We start from the raw sequence: 15,340 nt of genomic DNA, 5'->3' as shown, positions 1-15,340 counted from the left end.
GTCTCTCGGGTACGTGTGGTGCTGTCCGCACGGACCGGGACGGGCCCGTGCGCGATACGACAACCGGGCCACCTTACCGGGGGGCGGGGTGCGATCCGCCGCGGACTGCGCCGCCCCGCACGTAATTGCGACGGCTCTCACACCCCGTCCACGACCAGGTCGCGCAGCCCTTGGGAGATCGCCTCGACTTCGTCCATTTCGCCCGTGGCGACCGCGATGACCAGGCGTTCCGCCGCGTCGATGTCGGGGCGGAGATCGACTCCGTTCATGGCCAGGAAGGTCACGGACGACAGCCAGGCGGTGCGCTTATTCCCGTCGAAGAGCGGATGGTTGATCGCCAGGGACTGAAGGAGTGCGGCCGCCTTCCCGACGACGTCCGGATACGCCTCTTCACCGAACATGGCCGCGGACGGCCGATGGGCGGCCGACTCCAGGAGTCCGGCGTCGCGGACGACGATCTGCATGTCCGGACACGCGTGCTCGGCGATGACGAGGATGTCCTCGGAGGTCAGGTAGACACAGCTCACTTGAGCCGCTCCATGAGCTCACTCCACTTGGCCGCCTGCTCCTTCGCCGTCTTACGGACGATGGCCTGCTGAGCGGTCCGGGCCAGGTAGTCGTCCACGGCCTGGAGCAGTATGGCGTGCATGCTCGTGCCCTCCTGCTCGGCACGCTGCTTGAGGGCTTCGGTCTGGTCGTCACGAAGACGCAGGTTCATGGCCATACCAAAACGGTACCACCACATGGGGCCAGATTGGTACCAGTCAGTGTGTCCGCACCCGCGTAGCCACCCACGCCCCCACCAGCGCCACCCCCGCCATCGGCAGGAACACCACCGCGAACGCCCCCGGGTGCGAGCCGGACGCGCCCGCCTCCACCGCCTCGTGGACCGCCCCCACCGCTCCCCCGCCGAGCGCCGCGAACGCCGCGCCGCCCGCCGCCAGCAGCAGGACGTTCGAGAGCCCGTCCGAGATCTGGAGGGCCGCGGAGTTCGCCCCCGCCTCCTCCGGCGCGGACAGCTTCAGCAGCAGCACGCTGGTCGAGGCGATCACCACGCCCATGCCGAAGCAGCCGACGGCCCAGGCCACGGCGACCGTCCAGACCGGCACCCCGTCGATCAGTACGGCGGGCGCGGCCGCTATCGCGGCGGCGACCAGCACCATGGCGCCCACCATCAGCCGCTCGCGGTGCGCTTCCGCGCGGGGCCGGGACTGTACGTACGAGCCCAGCGCCCACGTCCCGCCGCCCGCGGCGAGCGAGAGTCCGGCCAGCGTCGGGGACATCCCGCGCTGGGTGACCAGCATCAGCGGGACGAACGACTCGGCGGCGATGAACGATCCGGCCGCCACCCCGCGCAGCAGCACCACGGCGGGCAGCCCGCGCGCGGCCCGTCCGGTGCCTGGCGGCAGCAGTCCCCGGACGGCGGGGACCAGCAGCGCCACACCGGCTGCGGCCGGCAGCAGGGAGAACCAGTTCCGTTCCTGCCCGGCGTACTGGAGCAGACCGGCGCCCAGCGAGATGCCCAGCGCGAGCGCGATGCGCCGGCGGTCGTACGGCACGGCGGGCGCCGACGGGTCGGCGGGACCGGACGCCGTCCGCCGGATCGCGGGCAGCGCGAGCGCCAGCGGGAAGACCACCAGCACGGGGATGCCGACGAAGACCCAGCGCCAGCCCAGGTGCTCGGTCACGCTCCCGGACGCCAGGGGCCCCACGACGGACGGGATCACCCAGCTCGCGGCGAACGCGGCCAGGATCGACGGCCGCAGGTGTTCCGGGTAGGCCCGGCTGATCACCACGTACAGCGCGACGATCACCAGCCCGCCGCCGAGCCCCTGCACCGCCCGGCCCGCGATGAACATCCACATGGTGCCCGCGGTCCCGGACAGCAGCAGCCCCGCCCCGAAGGCGCTGATCCCGGTGGCGAGCGGTGCGAGCGGCCCGCGCCTGTCGGCCCACTGGCCGGAGAGCACCATGGCGAAGAGGCTGGTGGTGAAGTACGCCGAGAACGCGAACGCGTACAGCGGGATGCCGTGCAGTTCACGGGCCGCGACCGGCATCGCGGTGCCCACCGCGGTCGCTTCGAAGGCGATCAGGAACACGACGGAGACGATGCCGACGCTGAGCGCCCGGTAGGTCCGGCCGAGGACTCCTTCGGGCGGTGCCGCCACCGCTGTCCCGAGGGCTTCGACGGTGTCTTCGGTGCGGGGCGAGACATCGGCGTCGCGCGGTTCCAGGGCGGTCATAAGCCCAAGAGTAAGGGGCACAATCCGTCATGAACCCTGTCGCGGGTCGCCCCCGTTCTCGTCCCTTGGTCGTAGGACCGCCGCCTGTGGGGCACCCCGGAAACGTGAACGCCGTATGACAGTCGCGTGGCACGGCGGCCCGCACCCTTGAACGGCCGGCCGCCCCGGGCCTACGGTCGAGCACAGAACAACGCACGACCGTGTGCCCGAGAGGCTCAGGGGCTCGACTGCAACTCGAGTTACACCGGTTCGAATCCGGTCACGGTCTCCGCACCACCGCCCGCCCCTCGCACAGAAGCGCAGAGGGGCGGGCGGTGGCATGTCCGGACGGGCTCGCGGTCAGGAGGCGAAGCGCGCCGCCTCCCCCTCGAAGCTCCGGGGTTCACTCCGTCCAGCGGCGAGGAGCCGTCGTCCTCCGGGTCGCGGGAGCGACCCGGCGAACGACGGCTGTACGGGCCTCAGGACTTGGGGGCCGCGACGGCGGCCTGGGGCCTGATCGGAAGACGGTTGACCGGGCGCCCGGTGGCCGAGCGGACCGCCGCGGCCACGGCGGCCGGCGAGGTCACGACCGGGACCGCCGAGGCGGGCTTGGCGCCGAAGGGGGCCACCACGTCGCGTTCCTCGACGAGCTTGACGATGCGGATGTCCGGTGCGTCCAGCGCCGTCGGCAGGGCGTACCCCGTCAGGTCGGGGTGGCGGACGAGACCGCGGGCGCTGCGGAGGTTCTCCGTCAGGGCGGCCCCGATGCCCTGCGTGATGCCCGCCTCGATCCGGGTGGCCAGCTGGGACGGGTTCAGGACCCGGCCGACGTCCTGCGCGATCGCCATCTCCACGACACGGATCGAGCCGAGTTCGATGTCGACGTCCACCACCGCGCGGATCGCACAGAACGCGAGGCCGACGAAGGCGTCGCCCTGACCGGACTCGTCCAGCGGCTCGGTGGGGTGGGGGCGGCACTGGGCGGTGGCCCAGAGCTCCTTGCCGTCCATCGCCTCCGCGACGGTCGTGGAGAGCACCCCGTCGTAGCTGGTGATCTTGCCGTCGGCGATCTGGAGCAGCTCGGTGGACATGCCGAACTTGTGGGCCAGCGGCTGGAGGAGCTGGGTGCGGACCATCCTCGCCGCGCGCTCGACCGCTCCGGCGGAGACCCAGGTGTGGCGGCCGTGGGTCGCCGGGCCGGCCGGGGGCTGGTCGGTGTCGACGGCCGCGACGTGCACCTCTTCGATGCCCAGGGTCTCCTGCACGACCTGGCGGGCCAGCGTGGAGAAGCCCTGCCCCGTCTCGACCGCGGCGCAGATGACGGTGGCGACTCCGTCGTGGACCCGGACCGTGGCCGTGGAGACCTCGTCGGTGCCCTCGGCGCCGAGCATGTGGACCATGCCGAGCGCGTATCCGACCCCGCGCCGCACGGCGCCGGGCTCACCCGCGCCCTCGGGGCCGCCGGGCAGCAGCCAGTCGTCCTCCGGGGCGTCCTTGGGCAGCGAGGGGAGCGGGAAGTCCCGTACGGCACGCAGGAGCTCCGCGACCGGTGCGGGGCAGGTCACGGTCTGTCCGGTGGGCAGGATGTCGCCGGTGGACAGGACGTTGCGCATGCGCAGTTCGGCGGGTTCGATGCCGAGCTTGGCCGCCAGCTTGTCCATCTGGCCCTCGTACGCGGCACAGACCTGCATCGCGCCCTCGCCCCGCACATGGCCGGACGGCGGGTTGTTCGTACGGACGGCCCAGCCCTCGATGAAGGCGTGCGGCACGACGTACGGACCGCAGGCGAAGGCGACCGCGGCGGCCAGCGACTCCGACGAGGCGTCCGCGTAGGCGCCCGAGTCCAGGAGGATCTGGGCCTCGACCTTCACCAGGCGGCCCTCGGAGTCCGCGTGGTGGCGGTAGCGGAGCAGCGTGGGGTGGCGGTGGGCGTGGCCGAGGAAGGACTCCTCGCGGGTGGCGGCCAGTTTGACCGGGCAGCCGGTGCGCAGCGCGAGCAGGCCGAGCGGGAGCTGGAAGCCGGGGTCCTCGCGGTCGCCGGTGGCGCCGGGCACTCCGGTGACGACGACCTTCACCCGGTCCGGTTCGAGGCCGAAGCAGGCGGCGGCCAGGTCGCGGTCGGTGTGCGGGTCGGTGGAGGCGGTGTAGATCTCCACGCCGCCGTCGGGACGGGGCACGGCGAGTCCGGCCTCGGCCCCGATGGGCGCCGGGTCCTGGCGGCCGATGCGGTACAGGCCCTCGACGACGACCTCGCCGACGATCTCGGGGTCGCCGTAGCGCAGCGGGATGTGGCGGATCAGGTTGCCGTCGGGGTGCAGCGGTTCGGCGGCGAACGCCTTCTCCGGGTCGGTGACCGGTTCCAGCACCTCGTACTCGACGGCGATCGCGGCGGCGGCCAGCCGGGCGGTGTCCGGGTGGTCCGCGGCGACCGCGGCGATCGGCTCGCCGTGGTGGCGGACGAGGTCGGAGGCGAAGACGGGGCGGTCGACGACGCGACGCCCGTAGTCGCTCTCGCCGGGGACGTCCTCGTGGGTGACGACCGCGCGGACGCCCGGCATCCCGGCGGCGGCCGAGGTGTCGATCGACAGGATGCGGGCATGCGGGTGCGGGGAGCGGAGCACGGCCGCCCAGAGCAGTCCCTCGGCCCACAGGTCGGCGGCGTACGGGAAGGTGCCCTCGGTCTTCGCGCGGGCGTCGGCGGGCGGCAGGGAGGCGCCGAGGCCGAGCAGCGGCTGCTCGGTGTCGGGGCCGCTCGGGCCGTCCAGCGACGGGATGCTGATCGCCGTGTGGGTCGCGCCCGCCGCGGTGGCTGCGTCGCTCACGCCATGCCTCCGTCCTGCAGATGGGCCTGCACACTACCCGCGCCGGGCGCCGCCTGGTGCGGGATGCGGGCCTCGTCCGGCTCCGCGGATTCCTGCGCGGGCGCGGACGCCGCCTCGGCGGCGGCCTCGCGGCCCGCGATGACCTCGTTCACGGCGTCGAGCACACCGCGGTAGCCGGAGCAGCGGCAGAGGTTGCCGCACAGCGCCTGGCGGGTCTCCAGCTCACTGGGGGCGTGGTTGCCCTCCAGCAGGTCGTGGACGGTCATCGCCATACCGGGGATGCAGAAGCCGCACTGCACGGCGCCGCAGTCGGCCAGGGCCCGCTGGACGTCGGACGGCTCGCCGTCGACGGCGAGGCCCTCGACGGTACGGACCTCGCTGCCCGCGGCCGTGGCCGCGGGGACCAGGCAGGAGGCGACGAGCCGGCCGTCCACCTGGACGTTGCAGGCACCGCATTCGCCCTGCGAGCAGCCGTCCTTGGCACCGGCGAGACCGAGGCGCTCGCGCAGCACGTAGAGCAGCGACTCGCCGATCCAGGCGTCGGTGACGGGCCGGTCGGCGCCGTTCACGTGGAGCACGTAGGAGGCGGCGGGATGCTCGCTGGGCAGGTCGAGCGGGGCGGCGGGCGCCTCGTCCACGACCGCGTCGGCCGGGGCTTCGTCCGGCGCGGCATCGGCCGGGGTGTCCGTGGGCACCGCTTCGTCGGGGGCTGCCGCCTCCGGGGCCGCGGTGTCCGGGGCCGCCGTGCCGGGCTGCCGCGCGTCCTCGGGGGTGGCGTCCTGCGCGGCCCCGTCCTCCGGGGTCGGGTGCGCGGGGTCCTCGGGCGTGCCGGGGCCGGCCTGTGCGGCCGGGTCCGGGCCGGGCTCGTCCGCGAGGGCCTCGGCCGGTGCGTCGGACGCGGGCTCCGGCAGGTGGCCCAGGTCCGTTCCCAGCACCGGGGTGTCCCTGGCGCCGGGCTGCGGTTCCTGCGTCGCCCACGGAGCGGGCGCACCGCCCGGCAGCGTGGCCGGCGGGGTGCGGTCCGTGTACAGGCCGGCGGCCAGTGCGGAGGCAGAGAACTCGCCGGACTCCTCCGGGAGCTCGCCGTCGGCGACCGGGATCGTCCACTGTCCGGTGTGGCCGCCCGTCTCGGCGGGGCCGCCGGACTCGGCGAAGTTCCACTGGCCGGTGGCACCCCGGTCCGCGGGGTACTGGTCCGGGTACGCGTGGGACGCCTGCGGACCGGGCTCGGGGTATCCGTACGGTGCCTGCTGCTGGTTGGGGTCCGGCCAGTGCACCGCGGCGGGCGCGGGCTCCGTGCCGGCTTCCTGCGGGTCGTGCCGGTCCTGCGCCGGGACGGCCCAGTTGCCGGTGGCCGCCGGGTCGAGGCCCGCGGCGGGGGTCAGCGGAAGGATCATCGGCGGCACGTATCCCTGGCCGGGCGCGGCCAGCGGGATGTTCGCCAGGTCCTCCGGCGGCAGGTGGACGAAGGCGGTCGCCTCGGCGTCGTACTCGCCGCCCTGCGGGATCGGCTCCCAGCCCCCGGGCCGATCGGCGTGGTTCTCGTTGCTCACGACAGTGCCCTCCCCAGCGCGCGCCGGGCCAGCGCGGCGACGGTGCGCCGCAGGTGCAGTACCGCGGCGGGCAGCGGTGGCGCCTGTCCTCCGTCGGCCGGTGGTGCCTGGTCCGGGATGCAGGCCGCGGCGACGTACTCGCCGAAGGCGGCCAGCGCGTCGGGGGCGAGGCCTCGTTCGCCGTCCCAGTCGATCAGTGAGCCGATCCAGCGTTCGGCCTCCAGCGGCCGCAGCGGCATCGGCGCGATGGCGCCGACCGCGCAGCGCACGCCGCGCCGGGCGGGGTCGAGCACGATCGCGACGGAGGCGGTGGCCCGGCCCGGGCCGGTGCGTCCGGTCGCCTTGAGGAAGACCTGCGGGGCGTGCAGCAGGGGGACACGGACGAAGCCGATCAGCTCGGCCGGCTCCAGCATCTCGCGGCCGGCCAGCAGGTGCGAGACCGGAATCTCGCGGCGCGCGCCGCCGGGGCCCGCGATGACGAGCTCGGCCTCCAGCGCGGCCAGCACCGGCAGGGCGTCGCCGGTCGGTGCGGCGGTGGCGATGTTGCCGCCGAGCGTTCCGGCGTTGCGGATCTGGGGCGGGCCGGCCGCGCGCGCGGACGCGGCGAGCGCGGGGATGAGGGCGGCGAAGTCGGGCCGTCCCATGCGTGCGTGGGTGAGACCGGCGCCCAGCAGGGCGTGGCCGTCCTGGTAGTGCCAGCCGCGGAGCTCGCTGATCCGGCCGAGGCCGACCAGCCCGGCGGGCCGCAGGAGGCCCTTGTTGACGGCCGCCATCAGGTCCGTGCCACCTGCCACGGGGACGGCGGCGGGCATGGCGCCGAGTGCCGCCACGGCCTCGTCCAGCGAGGCAGGCAGCGTGACGGACTGCGTCGCCTGCGGTGCGTGCGTGGTCAACCCAGCTGCCCCTTCCCGGTGTCCCGGCGTCCGGCCTGTTTCGCCGTACGGTACGTGCTCAAAGCCCGGACGTGGCAACTCTGGCACATCTTCGGACCGGCCCGACGCGAGGGTCCGCGAAGGGTGTATCCGTCCCTGACCAGGGGAATGATCCCGTTTCGCACTTCTTCGGCGCTGCGCGCGAATTGCCGCTCTTCCACGCGCTTGTACGACATATCCCTTCCGGTGGGCGAAGGCTCCCCCGGACGGACTTCCGCGCGAAACGGCGCCGCCACCACGGCCCCTGGGACCGTGGTGGCGGCAGCCGGACCTCGTCCGGAACTCACACGTTCGGGGGTGTTCCCTCGATCGGGCGGCCGAGGACACCGGGGCGCCGCTGCCACGGCAACGGGCCGCCCGGCGGCCGGTATTCGACGCCGAGCGCGTCAAGTCGCGCGTAATGCGTGGCCATGCGGCGCTCGAAGTCCGCGAAGTCCCGGTCCGCGGGGGCGGGCAGGGCCGACCAGGCGACCTCGGCGAAGGCCGCGAGGCGGGGGAAGACCTGGTAGTCGACACGGGACCGGTTCTGCATGACCTCGGACCAGACGTTGGCCTGGGTGCCGAGGACGTGCCGGGCCGCTTCCTCGGAGAGCGCCGGCGGTACGGGCTCGAAGCGGTACACGTCCTCCAGGGTGCGGACGTATCCGATGGGCATCGGTTCGTCGGGGCCGCCGTGCTGACGGTGGTCCAGGTACACCTGCTGCTCCGGGCACATCACGACGTCGTGCCCGGCCTCGGCGGCCGCGATGCCGCCCGCGTACCCGCGCCACGAGGAGACGGCCGCGCCCTCGGCCAGGCCGCCCTCCAGGATCTCGTCCCAGCCGATGAGCCGGCGGCCGCGCGCGGTGAGCCAGTTGTCGAAGTGGCGGATGAACCAGGACTGCAGCTCGTCCTCGCCGGCCAGGCCGAGTTCCTTGATGCGGGCCTGGGCGGCCGGCGACTGCTTCCACTGGTCCTTGGGGCACTCGTCGCCGCCGACGTGGATGAACGGCGAGGTGGCCGCGGGGAAGAGCTCCAGCAGCTCCTCGAAGACGCCCTCGAAGAAGCGCAGGGTGTGGTCCGAGGGGGCGAGCACGTTCGGGTTGACGCCCCAGGTGTCCCAGACGGTCAGCGCGGCGGTGTCGACGACGTCGGTGTTGCCCAGCTCCGGGTAGGCGCTGATGGCGGCCTGCGAGTGGCCCGGGATGTCGATCTCGGGGACGACCCTGATGTGCCGCTCGGCGGCGTACGCCACGATCTCGCGGATGTCGTCCTGCGTGTAGTAGCCGCCGTGCGGGGTCTCGTCCCAGAGCTCGGACGCCCGGTGGCCGTACTTGGTGCGTGACCGCCAGGCTCCCACCTCGGTCAGGCGCGGGTAGCGCTTGATCTCGACGCGCCAGCCCTGGTCGTCGGTGAGGTGGAAGTGGAAGACGTTCAGCTTGTGGGCGGCGAGGAGGTCGAGGTAGCGCAGGACGTCGTCCTTCGGCAGGAAGTGCCGGGACACGTCGAGCATCAGCCCGCGCCAGCCGAAGCGGGGGCGGTCCTCGATGTCCGTGAACGCCAGGGCGGTCCGGGTGCGGCCGTCGACGGGTGCCCGGCGGAACGCCTCGGGCCCGAGCAGCTGGCGCAGCGTCTGGGCGCCCCAGAAGACCCCGGCGGCGCTGCCGCCCGTGATCACGACACTCTCGTCGGGCTGGGTGGTCAGCCGGTAGCCCTCGGACGCCAAAGACGGGTCGACGCGGAGCCGGACGGCGCGCGCCGCGCCCTCGCCGCCCGGTGCGAGCGGCAGGCCGAAGGCGGCGCCGAGCGTGGTGCGCAGCCACCGTTCGGTGCTCTCCGTACCGGGCGCCGCCTCGATGGTGGTGGACGGGTCCAGGACGAATCCGCACCGCCCTTGGTCACCGACGCTCACGGGCGCCGGGATCAGTTCCATGTCCATGTCGTCAGTCCTTAACCGCTCCGCCCAGTCCCGAGACCAGGCGTCGCTGTACGAGTACGAAGAAGACCAGCACGGGGACGGTCATCACCGTCGAGGCTGCCATGATCCCTCCCCAGTCGTTTTCGTCGGGTTTGAAGAAGACCAGCAGCGCCATCGGGAGCGTCGACTGGGAGGTGTCGCTGATGAGGAAGGACTTCGCGAACAGGAAGTCGTTCCAGGTCGAGATGAACGAGAAGACACTGGTCGCGACCAGCCCGGGGAAGACCAGCGGGAAGAGGATCTGCCACAGGAACCGGGTACGGCTCGCCCCGTCGATGTACGCGGCCTCCTCCAGGGCCTCCGGGACGGCCTTGACGAAGCCGCGCAGCATCCAGATCGCGAACGGCAGCGAGAAGGCGAGGTGCGGCAGGATCAGCGAGCCGAGCGTGTTCAACTGGCCGAAGTCCCGCATCAGGAAGAACAGCGGGATGGTCAGCGCCTCGACCGGCACCATCTGCGCGACCAGGAACATGATCAGCAGCGTGGTCCGGAAGCGGAACCGGAACCGGGTGACCGCCGTCGCCGCCAGGAAGGCGACCAGCGCGGAGACCACGACGACCGTGCCGGCGACGAGCAGGCTGTTGAGGAAGTAGCGCCCGAAGTCCTGTTGCTGGAAGACGCGGCGGAAGGAGTCCAGGGACGGCGACAGCGTCCAGGGCCGCGGGTGCGCGGACTGGATCTCGCCCGCCGGCTTGATGGCGGAGAGCACCATCCAGTACAGCGGGAAGGCGACGACGGCGGCGATGACCAGGGCGGCGGCCTCGGCCGCGAGCCGGCCCGGCCGGCGGACACGCAGCAGGGTCGGCAGGCTCACAGTTCCTCCCCCTGGCGCCGCACCAGGCGCAGATAGACCAGCGTGACGGCCAGCAGGATCACCAGCATCACGACGCCGATCGCCGAGCCGAGGCTGTACTGCGAGGACGCGAACGCCTTCTGGTACGCGTACACGTTGAGCACCAGGTTCTGGCCGGCGATGCCTCCTCCGTTCGTCATGACGTAGATCTGGGTGAAGACCTTGAAGTCCCAGATGACCGACTGGATGGTGACGACGACCAGGATCGGCCGCAGCATCGGCGCCATGACCGACCGCCAGATCCGCCACTGCGAGGCCCCGTCCAGCGCGGCCGCCTCCAGCACCTCGGCGGGGATCGCCCTGATGCCCGCGTACACGGTCACCATCACGAACGGGAACGAGCACCACAGGACTTCGAGGAGCACCAGCGCGAAGGCGCTGTAGCGCCCGTACGTCCAGGAGTGGTCGCCGAGCCCCAGCACCCGGTTAACCGGCCCGAAGTCGGCGTCGAAGAGGAAGACCCAGACGGTCGAGCCGGTGATCGCCGGGGTCGCCCAGGCGCCGAGCGCGGCCATCATCAGCGCGAGCCGCGGGACGGCCCGCACCCGGGTCAGCAGGACGGCCAGCGCACAGCCGGTGAGCAGGGTCGCCAGTACGCAGGCCGCGGCGAAGACCACGGTCGCCAGGAGCACCTGCCAGAACTGGCTGTCGTGGAAGAGCGCCGTGTAGTTGCCGAACCCCTGGAAGGTCGCCGGCTCACCGCCGCTGACCTGCGCCTGGGTGTACTCCAGGAAGGAGATCAGGCCCAGTTGGTAGATCGGGTAGACCAGCAGCCCGCCGATCAGGACGAGTGCGGGCAGCAGGTAGAGCCAGGGGGTCCAGCCCGGCCGCCCGGCGGGTGAGGCCGGGCGGCGGCGCCGGAGCGGGCGGGGAGGGGGGCCGTCCGTTCCGGTGGCGGGGGGCGCTTTGTACGCCGTGCTGTTCGCCGTCATCGTCAGCCCGCGTCGGCGAACGCCGCGTCCATCTTCTTCGCCGCGTCGTCCGCGGCCTTCGCCACGTCCTTACGGCCGCTGACGATCTCCTGGAACATCGTCGGCAGGATCAGCGAGGAGTCGATCTGCCCCCAGGCCGGCGAGGCGGGCACGAACCTGGCTCCCGCGCCGAGCGTTTCGACGAACGGCCCGACGAACGGCTCCCGCTTCGCGGCATCGGCCCGTACGTCCGTGTACGTCGGCAGGAAGCCCATCGCGTCGAACATCCTGGCCTGGGTCGCCTTGCCGGTCAGCGCCTTCATCAGGTCGACGGCCAGCGTGCGGTGCGCGCTGCTCCTCAGTACGCCGATGTTGTTCCCGCCCGCGAACGCCGGGGCGACAGAGCCCTCGGCCACCCCCGGCAGCGGGACGACGGCGTACTTGCCCTTGACCGTGCCGGCCTCGACGGCCGTGTGGCTGAAGTCGCCGCCGATGGCCATCGCGGCCTTGCCCGCGGCGAAGGCGGTGACGGTCGCGTTGCCGCCCATGGCGGCGCACTTGGCGGCCGGGCAGTTGGTGTCGCCGAAGAGCGAGGTGTAGGCCTCGATGCCCTTGCGCGCCTTGTCACTGTTGATGGCCGCCTTGTACGCGGACCCGCTCCCGTCGGCCAGTTCGCCGCCGTTGGCCCAGATGAACGGCATCGCGCCGTAGGTGTACGCGCCGCCGACCGCGAGCCCGTACAGATCCGGCTTCTTCTTGTGGATCTTCCGTGCGGTGGAGATCAGTTCGGCCTGGGACTTGGGGGCCTTGATCCCCAGTTCCGCGAAGACGTCGGTGCGGTAGTACAGGGCCCGCACGCCGACGAAGAGCGGCGCGCCGTAGACCTTGCCGTCGACCGTCACCGACTGCTCGGCCGTCGGATCGGTGTCCTCGGCCTCGTCCCAGGCGGCGAACTCCGCGCTCACGTCAGCCAGTCCGCCGTCCTTGACGTAGCCGGCGGTGTCCGTGTTGCCGTACTCGATGAGGTCGGGGGCGCTCTCGGGGTCGTTGAACGCGGCTTTGACGCGCTGGGCGCGGGTCTCGACCGGGATGTACTCGATCTCGACCTTCGTGTCCTTGTGGGTCTTCCTGAAGCCGTCGACCGCGGTGTCGACGACCTTCTCCTTGGGCTTGTTGCCGACCTCCTGGAAGAGCCAGACGCGCAGCGTGCCGGTCCTGGCGTCCTCCTTGGCGCCGGTGTCGGAGGTCTTCGGCGCGCCACAGGCGGTGGCGGTCAGGCCGGCCAGCACAAGGGCCGCGGCCGGGGCGGCAATTCGGGCAGAAAACTTCATCCGGGAACCCCTACCGGTAGGCGTTGCATCATGTGCAACGCTCGTTTCGTTCTGCACAACTTGCAGGAGGGTAGGTCCGGACCATCACGCCGACAAGTGGTCTCCACCACTCTGTGACCGACGGACGCAGAGCGTGCAACGCCGGCGGCCCCGCACGCGGGAGAGCCCCCGGGGCACGCGCCTGCGTGCCCCGGGGGCTCTCCCGGGCTGTTCCTGGTGCCGCTCGGACTACTTCTTGTCCTTGCCGCCCTTGCCCTTGTCCTTGTCGCCGCCGGCGCCCATGGACTCGTAGATCTCCTTGCACATGGGGCAGACGGGGTACTTCTTGGGGTCGCGCCCCGGTACCCAGACCTTGCCGCACAGTGCGACCACGGGGGTGCCCTCCAGGGCGCTCGCCATGATCTTGTCCTTCTGGACGTAATGGGCGTAGCGCTCGTGGTCGCCGTCGCCGTTCGACACCTGTGGTGTCGGCTCCACGAGGGTTCCGGTGCCTGACCCGCGCTCGGGCTCAAGAGTGCTCATAACCGCCAAGCGTACTGAAAGACCGGGCATCAGTTCAGCGAAGGGTCGTCCGGATACGTGGCGATCATGGCCAGTTCGCTGCGCTGGCGGCGCAGGACCGCCCGCCAGAGATTCTCCGGGCGGGGCGAGGAGACGTCGCCCGGTTCGGATTCGACGACGTACCAGGCACCCTCGGACAGCTCCGTCTCCAGCTGGCCGGGGCCCCAGCCCGCGTAACCGGCGAAGATCCGCAGCGAACCGAGGGCCGCGGCCAGCAGCTCCGGGGGCGTCTCCAGGTCCACCAGACCGATCGCCCCGTACACCCGGCGCCAGCCCAGGGGGCCCTCGTCGCCGGGGATCACCGCCACACCCAGCGCCGAGTCCAGCGACACGGGGCCGCCCTGGAACACGACGTCCGGCTCACCGGTCAGGTCCGCCCAGGACGCGAGGATGTCACCGACGCCGACCGGGGTCGGGCGGTTCAGGACCACGCCGAGCGAGCCCTCCTCGTCGTGGTCGAGGAGCAGGACCACCGCGCGGTCGAAATTCGGGTCGGCGAGGGCGGGTGTGGCCACGAGCAGTCGCCCTGTGAGCGAGGACACCTCCGTCATGGCAGAAATGATCCCGCATCTTCGGCCTTCGCGGGGGCCAAGGGCGGGTCCGGGGGCCCGAGGTGCCCGAGCGCAGCTCAGGGCGCACGGGTGCACGAGGAGCGCACGGCCGGGCCGCCCATCCGGACGGTAACCCTCCGCAAGATCCGGGGAGCACAGCGTGTTGTGGCGGATTCATGACGTTCGTACACCCCCCGCTCTCTTATGGAAGGGGGGTGCCGGGCCATTACCCTTTCGGTTGGCCCCCTGCCCGACCACTCCGGAACGCGAGATTCATGACCGGCACAGACGATGTCCTGCTTGTCCACGGCGGAACCCCGCTGGAGGGCGAGATCCGCGTCCGAGGCGCCAAGAACCTGGTGCCGAAGGCAATGGTCGCCGCGCTGCTCGGCAGCGGGCCCAGCCGGCTGCGCAACGTACCCGACATCCGCGATGTGCGGGTGGTGCGCGGACTGCTCCAGCTGCACGGCGTGACGGTCCGTCCGGGTGACGAACCGGGCGAGCTCATCCTGGACCCCACCCATGTCGAGAGCGCGAACGTCGCCGACATCGACGCCCACGCGGGCTCGTCGCGCATCCCGATCCTCTTCTGCGGCCCGCTGCTGCACCGGCTGGGCCATGCGTTCATCCCCGGCCTCGGCGGCTGCGACATCGGCGGCCGGCCGATCGACTTCCACTTCGACGTGCTGCGCCAGTTCGGCGCGACGATCGAGAAGCGGGCCGACGGCCAGTACCTGGAGGCCCCGCAGCGGCTGCGCGGCACCAAGATCCGGCTGCCGTACCCGTCGGTCGGCTCCACCGAGCAGGTACTGCTGACCGCCGTACTCGCCGAGGGCGTCACCGAGCTGTCCAACGCGGCCGTGGAGCCGGAGATCGAGGACCTCATCTGCGTACTGCAGAAGATGGGCGCGATCATCTCCATGGACACCGACCGGACCATCCGGATCACCGGTGTCGACCGCCTCGACGGTTATACGCACCGGGCGATCCCGGACCGCCTGGAGGCCGCCTCCTGGGCGTCCGCGGCGCTGGCGACCGAGGGCAACATCTACGTGCGCGGCGCCCAGCAGCGCTCGATGATGACGTTCCTGAACACCTTCCGCCGGGTCGGCGGAGCCTTCGAGATCGACGACGAGGGCATCCGCTTCTGGCACCCGGGCGGCGCCCTCAACGCCATCGCGCTGGAGACGGACGTGCACCCCGGCTTCCAGACCGACTGGCAGCAGCCGCTCGTCGTGGCGCTGACGCAGGCCGCCGGCCTGTCGATCGTGCACGAGACGGTGTACGAGTCGCGGCTCGGCTTCACCTCGGCGCTCAACCAGATGGGCGCGCACATCCAGCTCTACCGCGAGTGCCTGGGCGGCAGCGACTGCCGCTTCGGCCAGCGCAACTTCCTGCACTCCGCGGTCGTCTCCGGGCCGACGAAGCTGCAGGGCGCCGATCTGGTCATCCCCGACCTGCGCGGCGGTTTCTCGTACCTGATCGCCGCGCTGGCGGCCCAGGGGACGTCCCGCGTGCACGGGATCGACCTGATCAACCGCGGCTACGAGAACTTCATGGACAAGCTGGAGAAGCTCGGCGCCAAGGTGGAGCTGCCGGGCGGTTCGCTGGTCTGAGTCCGGCTCCCGGGGGCCCCGCGCCCCCGGG

At 72.1% G+C, this 15,340-nt stretch carries 13 protein-coding genes and 1 tRNA gene; 2 read left to right on the top strand and 12 right to left on the bottom strand.

Annotated elements, in window-relative coordinates; all coding sequences use genetic code 11:
- Positions 1-137: 137 nt before the first annotated feature.
- From ACGFZA_RS30715 to ACGFZA_RS30705, 3 genes are read right to left on the bottom strand one after another with little or no spacing between them, the layout of a single operon-like run.
- Complete coding sequence (locus ACGFZA_RS30715) at positions 138-527, bottom strand: type II toxin-antitoxin system death-on-curing family toxin (protein WP_385283096.1); 390 nt, start codon at positions 525-527, stop codon at positions 138-140.
- Complete coding sequence (locus tag ACGFZA_RS30710; RefSeq protein ID WP_026290595.1) at positions 524-724, bottom strand: ribbon-helix-helix protein, CopG family; 201 nt, start codon at positions 722-724, stop codon at positions 524-526. The genes ACGFZA_RS30715 and ACGFZA_RS30710 overlap by 4 nt, the downstream gene beginning before the upstream one ends.
- 40 nt (positions 725-764) lie before the next feature.
- On the bottom strand, positions 765-2,243 hold the full coding sequence (locus ACGFZA_RS30705; protein WP_385283100.1) for an MFS transporter: 1,479 nt from the start codon (positions 2,241-2,243) through the stop codon (positions 765-767).
- Between the two features lie 196 nt (positions 2,244-2,439).
- Here ACGFZA_RS30705 and ACGFZA_RS30700 point away from each other — a divergent pair.
- Positions 2,440-2,511 (top strand) — tRNA-Cys (locus tag ACGFZA_RS30700).
- Between the two features lie 190 nt (positions 2,512-2,701).
- Here the strand turns inward: ACGFZA_RS30700 and ACGFZA_RS30695 are convergent.
- The 9 genes from ACGFZA_RS30695 to ACGFZA_RS30655 form a co-directional block, all read right to left on the bottom strand.
- Positions 2,702-5,044, bottom strand: coding sequence for a xanthine dehydrogenase family protein molybdopterin-binding subunit (locus tag ACGFZA_RS30695; RefSeq protein WP_385283103.1), 2,343 nt, complete (start codon positions 5,042-5,044; stop codon positions 2,702-2,704).
- Positions 5,041-6,597, bottom strand: a complete 1,557-nt coding sequence (locus ACGFZA_RS30690) for a 2Fe-2S iron-sulfur cluster-binding protein (RefSeq protein WP_393683368.1) — start codon at positions 6,595-6,597, stop codon at positions 5,041-5,043. Before ACGFZA_RS30690 ends, ACGFZA_RS30695 begins: the two co-directional genes overlap by 4 nt.
- Entirely contained in the window at positions 6,594-7,490 is an 897-nt protein-coding gene (locus tag ACGFZA_RS30685; RefSeq protein ID WP_385283109.1) for an FAD binding domain-containing protein, read from the bottom strand. The genes ACGFZA_RS30690 and ACGFZA_RS30685 overlap by 4 nt, the downstream gene beginning before the upstream one ends.
- 322 nt (positions 7,491-7,812) lie before the next feature.
- Positions 7,813-9,447, bottom strand: coding sequence for a beta-N-acetylhexosaminidase (locus ACGFZA_RS30680; protein ID WP_393683365.1), 1,635 nt, complete (start codon positions 9,445-9,447; stop codon positions 7,813-7,815).
- 4 nt (positions 9,448-9,451) lie between these two features.
- Complete coding sequence (locus ACGFZA_RS30675) at positions 9,452-10,300, bottom strand: carbohydrate ABC transporter permease (protein WP_385283115.1); 849 nt, start codon at positions 10,298-10,300, stop codon at positions 9,452-9,454.
- The gene (locus ACGFZA_RS30670) at positions 10,297-11,271 is read right to left on the bottom strand and encodes a carbohydrate ABC transporter permease (protein ID WP_385283118.1); all 975 of its coding nucleotides are present in this window, start codon (positions 11,269-11,271) and stop codon (positions 10,297-10,299) included. The genes ACGFZA_RS30675 and ACGFZA_RS30670 overlap by 4 nt, the downstream gene beginning before the upstream one ends.
- A 2-nt stretch (positions 11,272-11,273) precedes the next feature.
- Complete coding sequence (locus tag ACGFZA_RS30665) at positions 11,274-12,581, bottom strand: extracellular solute-binding protein (protein ID WP_393683362.1); 1,308 nt, start codon at positions 12,579-12,581, stop codon at positions 11,274-11,276.
- A 228-nt stretch (positions 12,582-12,809) separates the two neighbouring features.
- Positions 12,810-13,103 carry a DUF3039 domain-containing protein gene (locus ACGFZA_RS30660; protein WP_148018922.1) on the bottom strand — a complete coding sequence of 98 codons (294 nt, stop codon included), beginning with the start codon at positions 13,101-13,103 and terminating at the stop codon, positions 12,810-12,812.
- 29 nt (positions 13,104-13,132) lie between these two features.
- Complete coding sequence (locus tag ACGFZA_RS30655; RefSeq protein ID WP_385283124.1) at positions 13,133-13,693, bottom strand: YqgE/AlgH family protein; 561 nt, start codon at positions 13,691-13,693, stop codon at positions 13,133-13,135.
- A 275-nt stretch (positions 13,694-13,968) separates the two neighbouring features.
- Here ACGFZA_RS30655 and murA point away from each other — a divergent pair, with 275 nt between their 5' ends.
- Positions 13,969-15,309, top strand: coding sequence for a UDP-N-acetylglucosamine 1-carboxyvinyltransferase (gene murA / locus ACGFZA_RS30650; RefSeq protein ID WP_030922987.1), 1,341 nt, complete (start codon positions 13,969-13,971; stop codon positions 15,307-15,309).
- The last annotated feature ends 31 nt before the right edge of the window (positions 15,310-15,340 follow it).

Source organism: Streptomyces sp. NPDC048211, from assembly GCF_043202315.1.
Lineage (GTDB): Bacteria > Actinomycetota > Actinomycetes > Streptomycetales > Streptomycetaceae > Streptomyces.
Note: the sequence above shows the minus strand (reverse complement) of the source record. Positions and strands in the feature narration are given on the sequence as shown.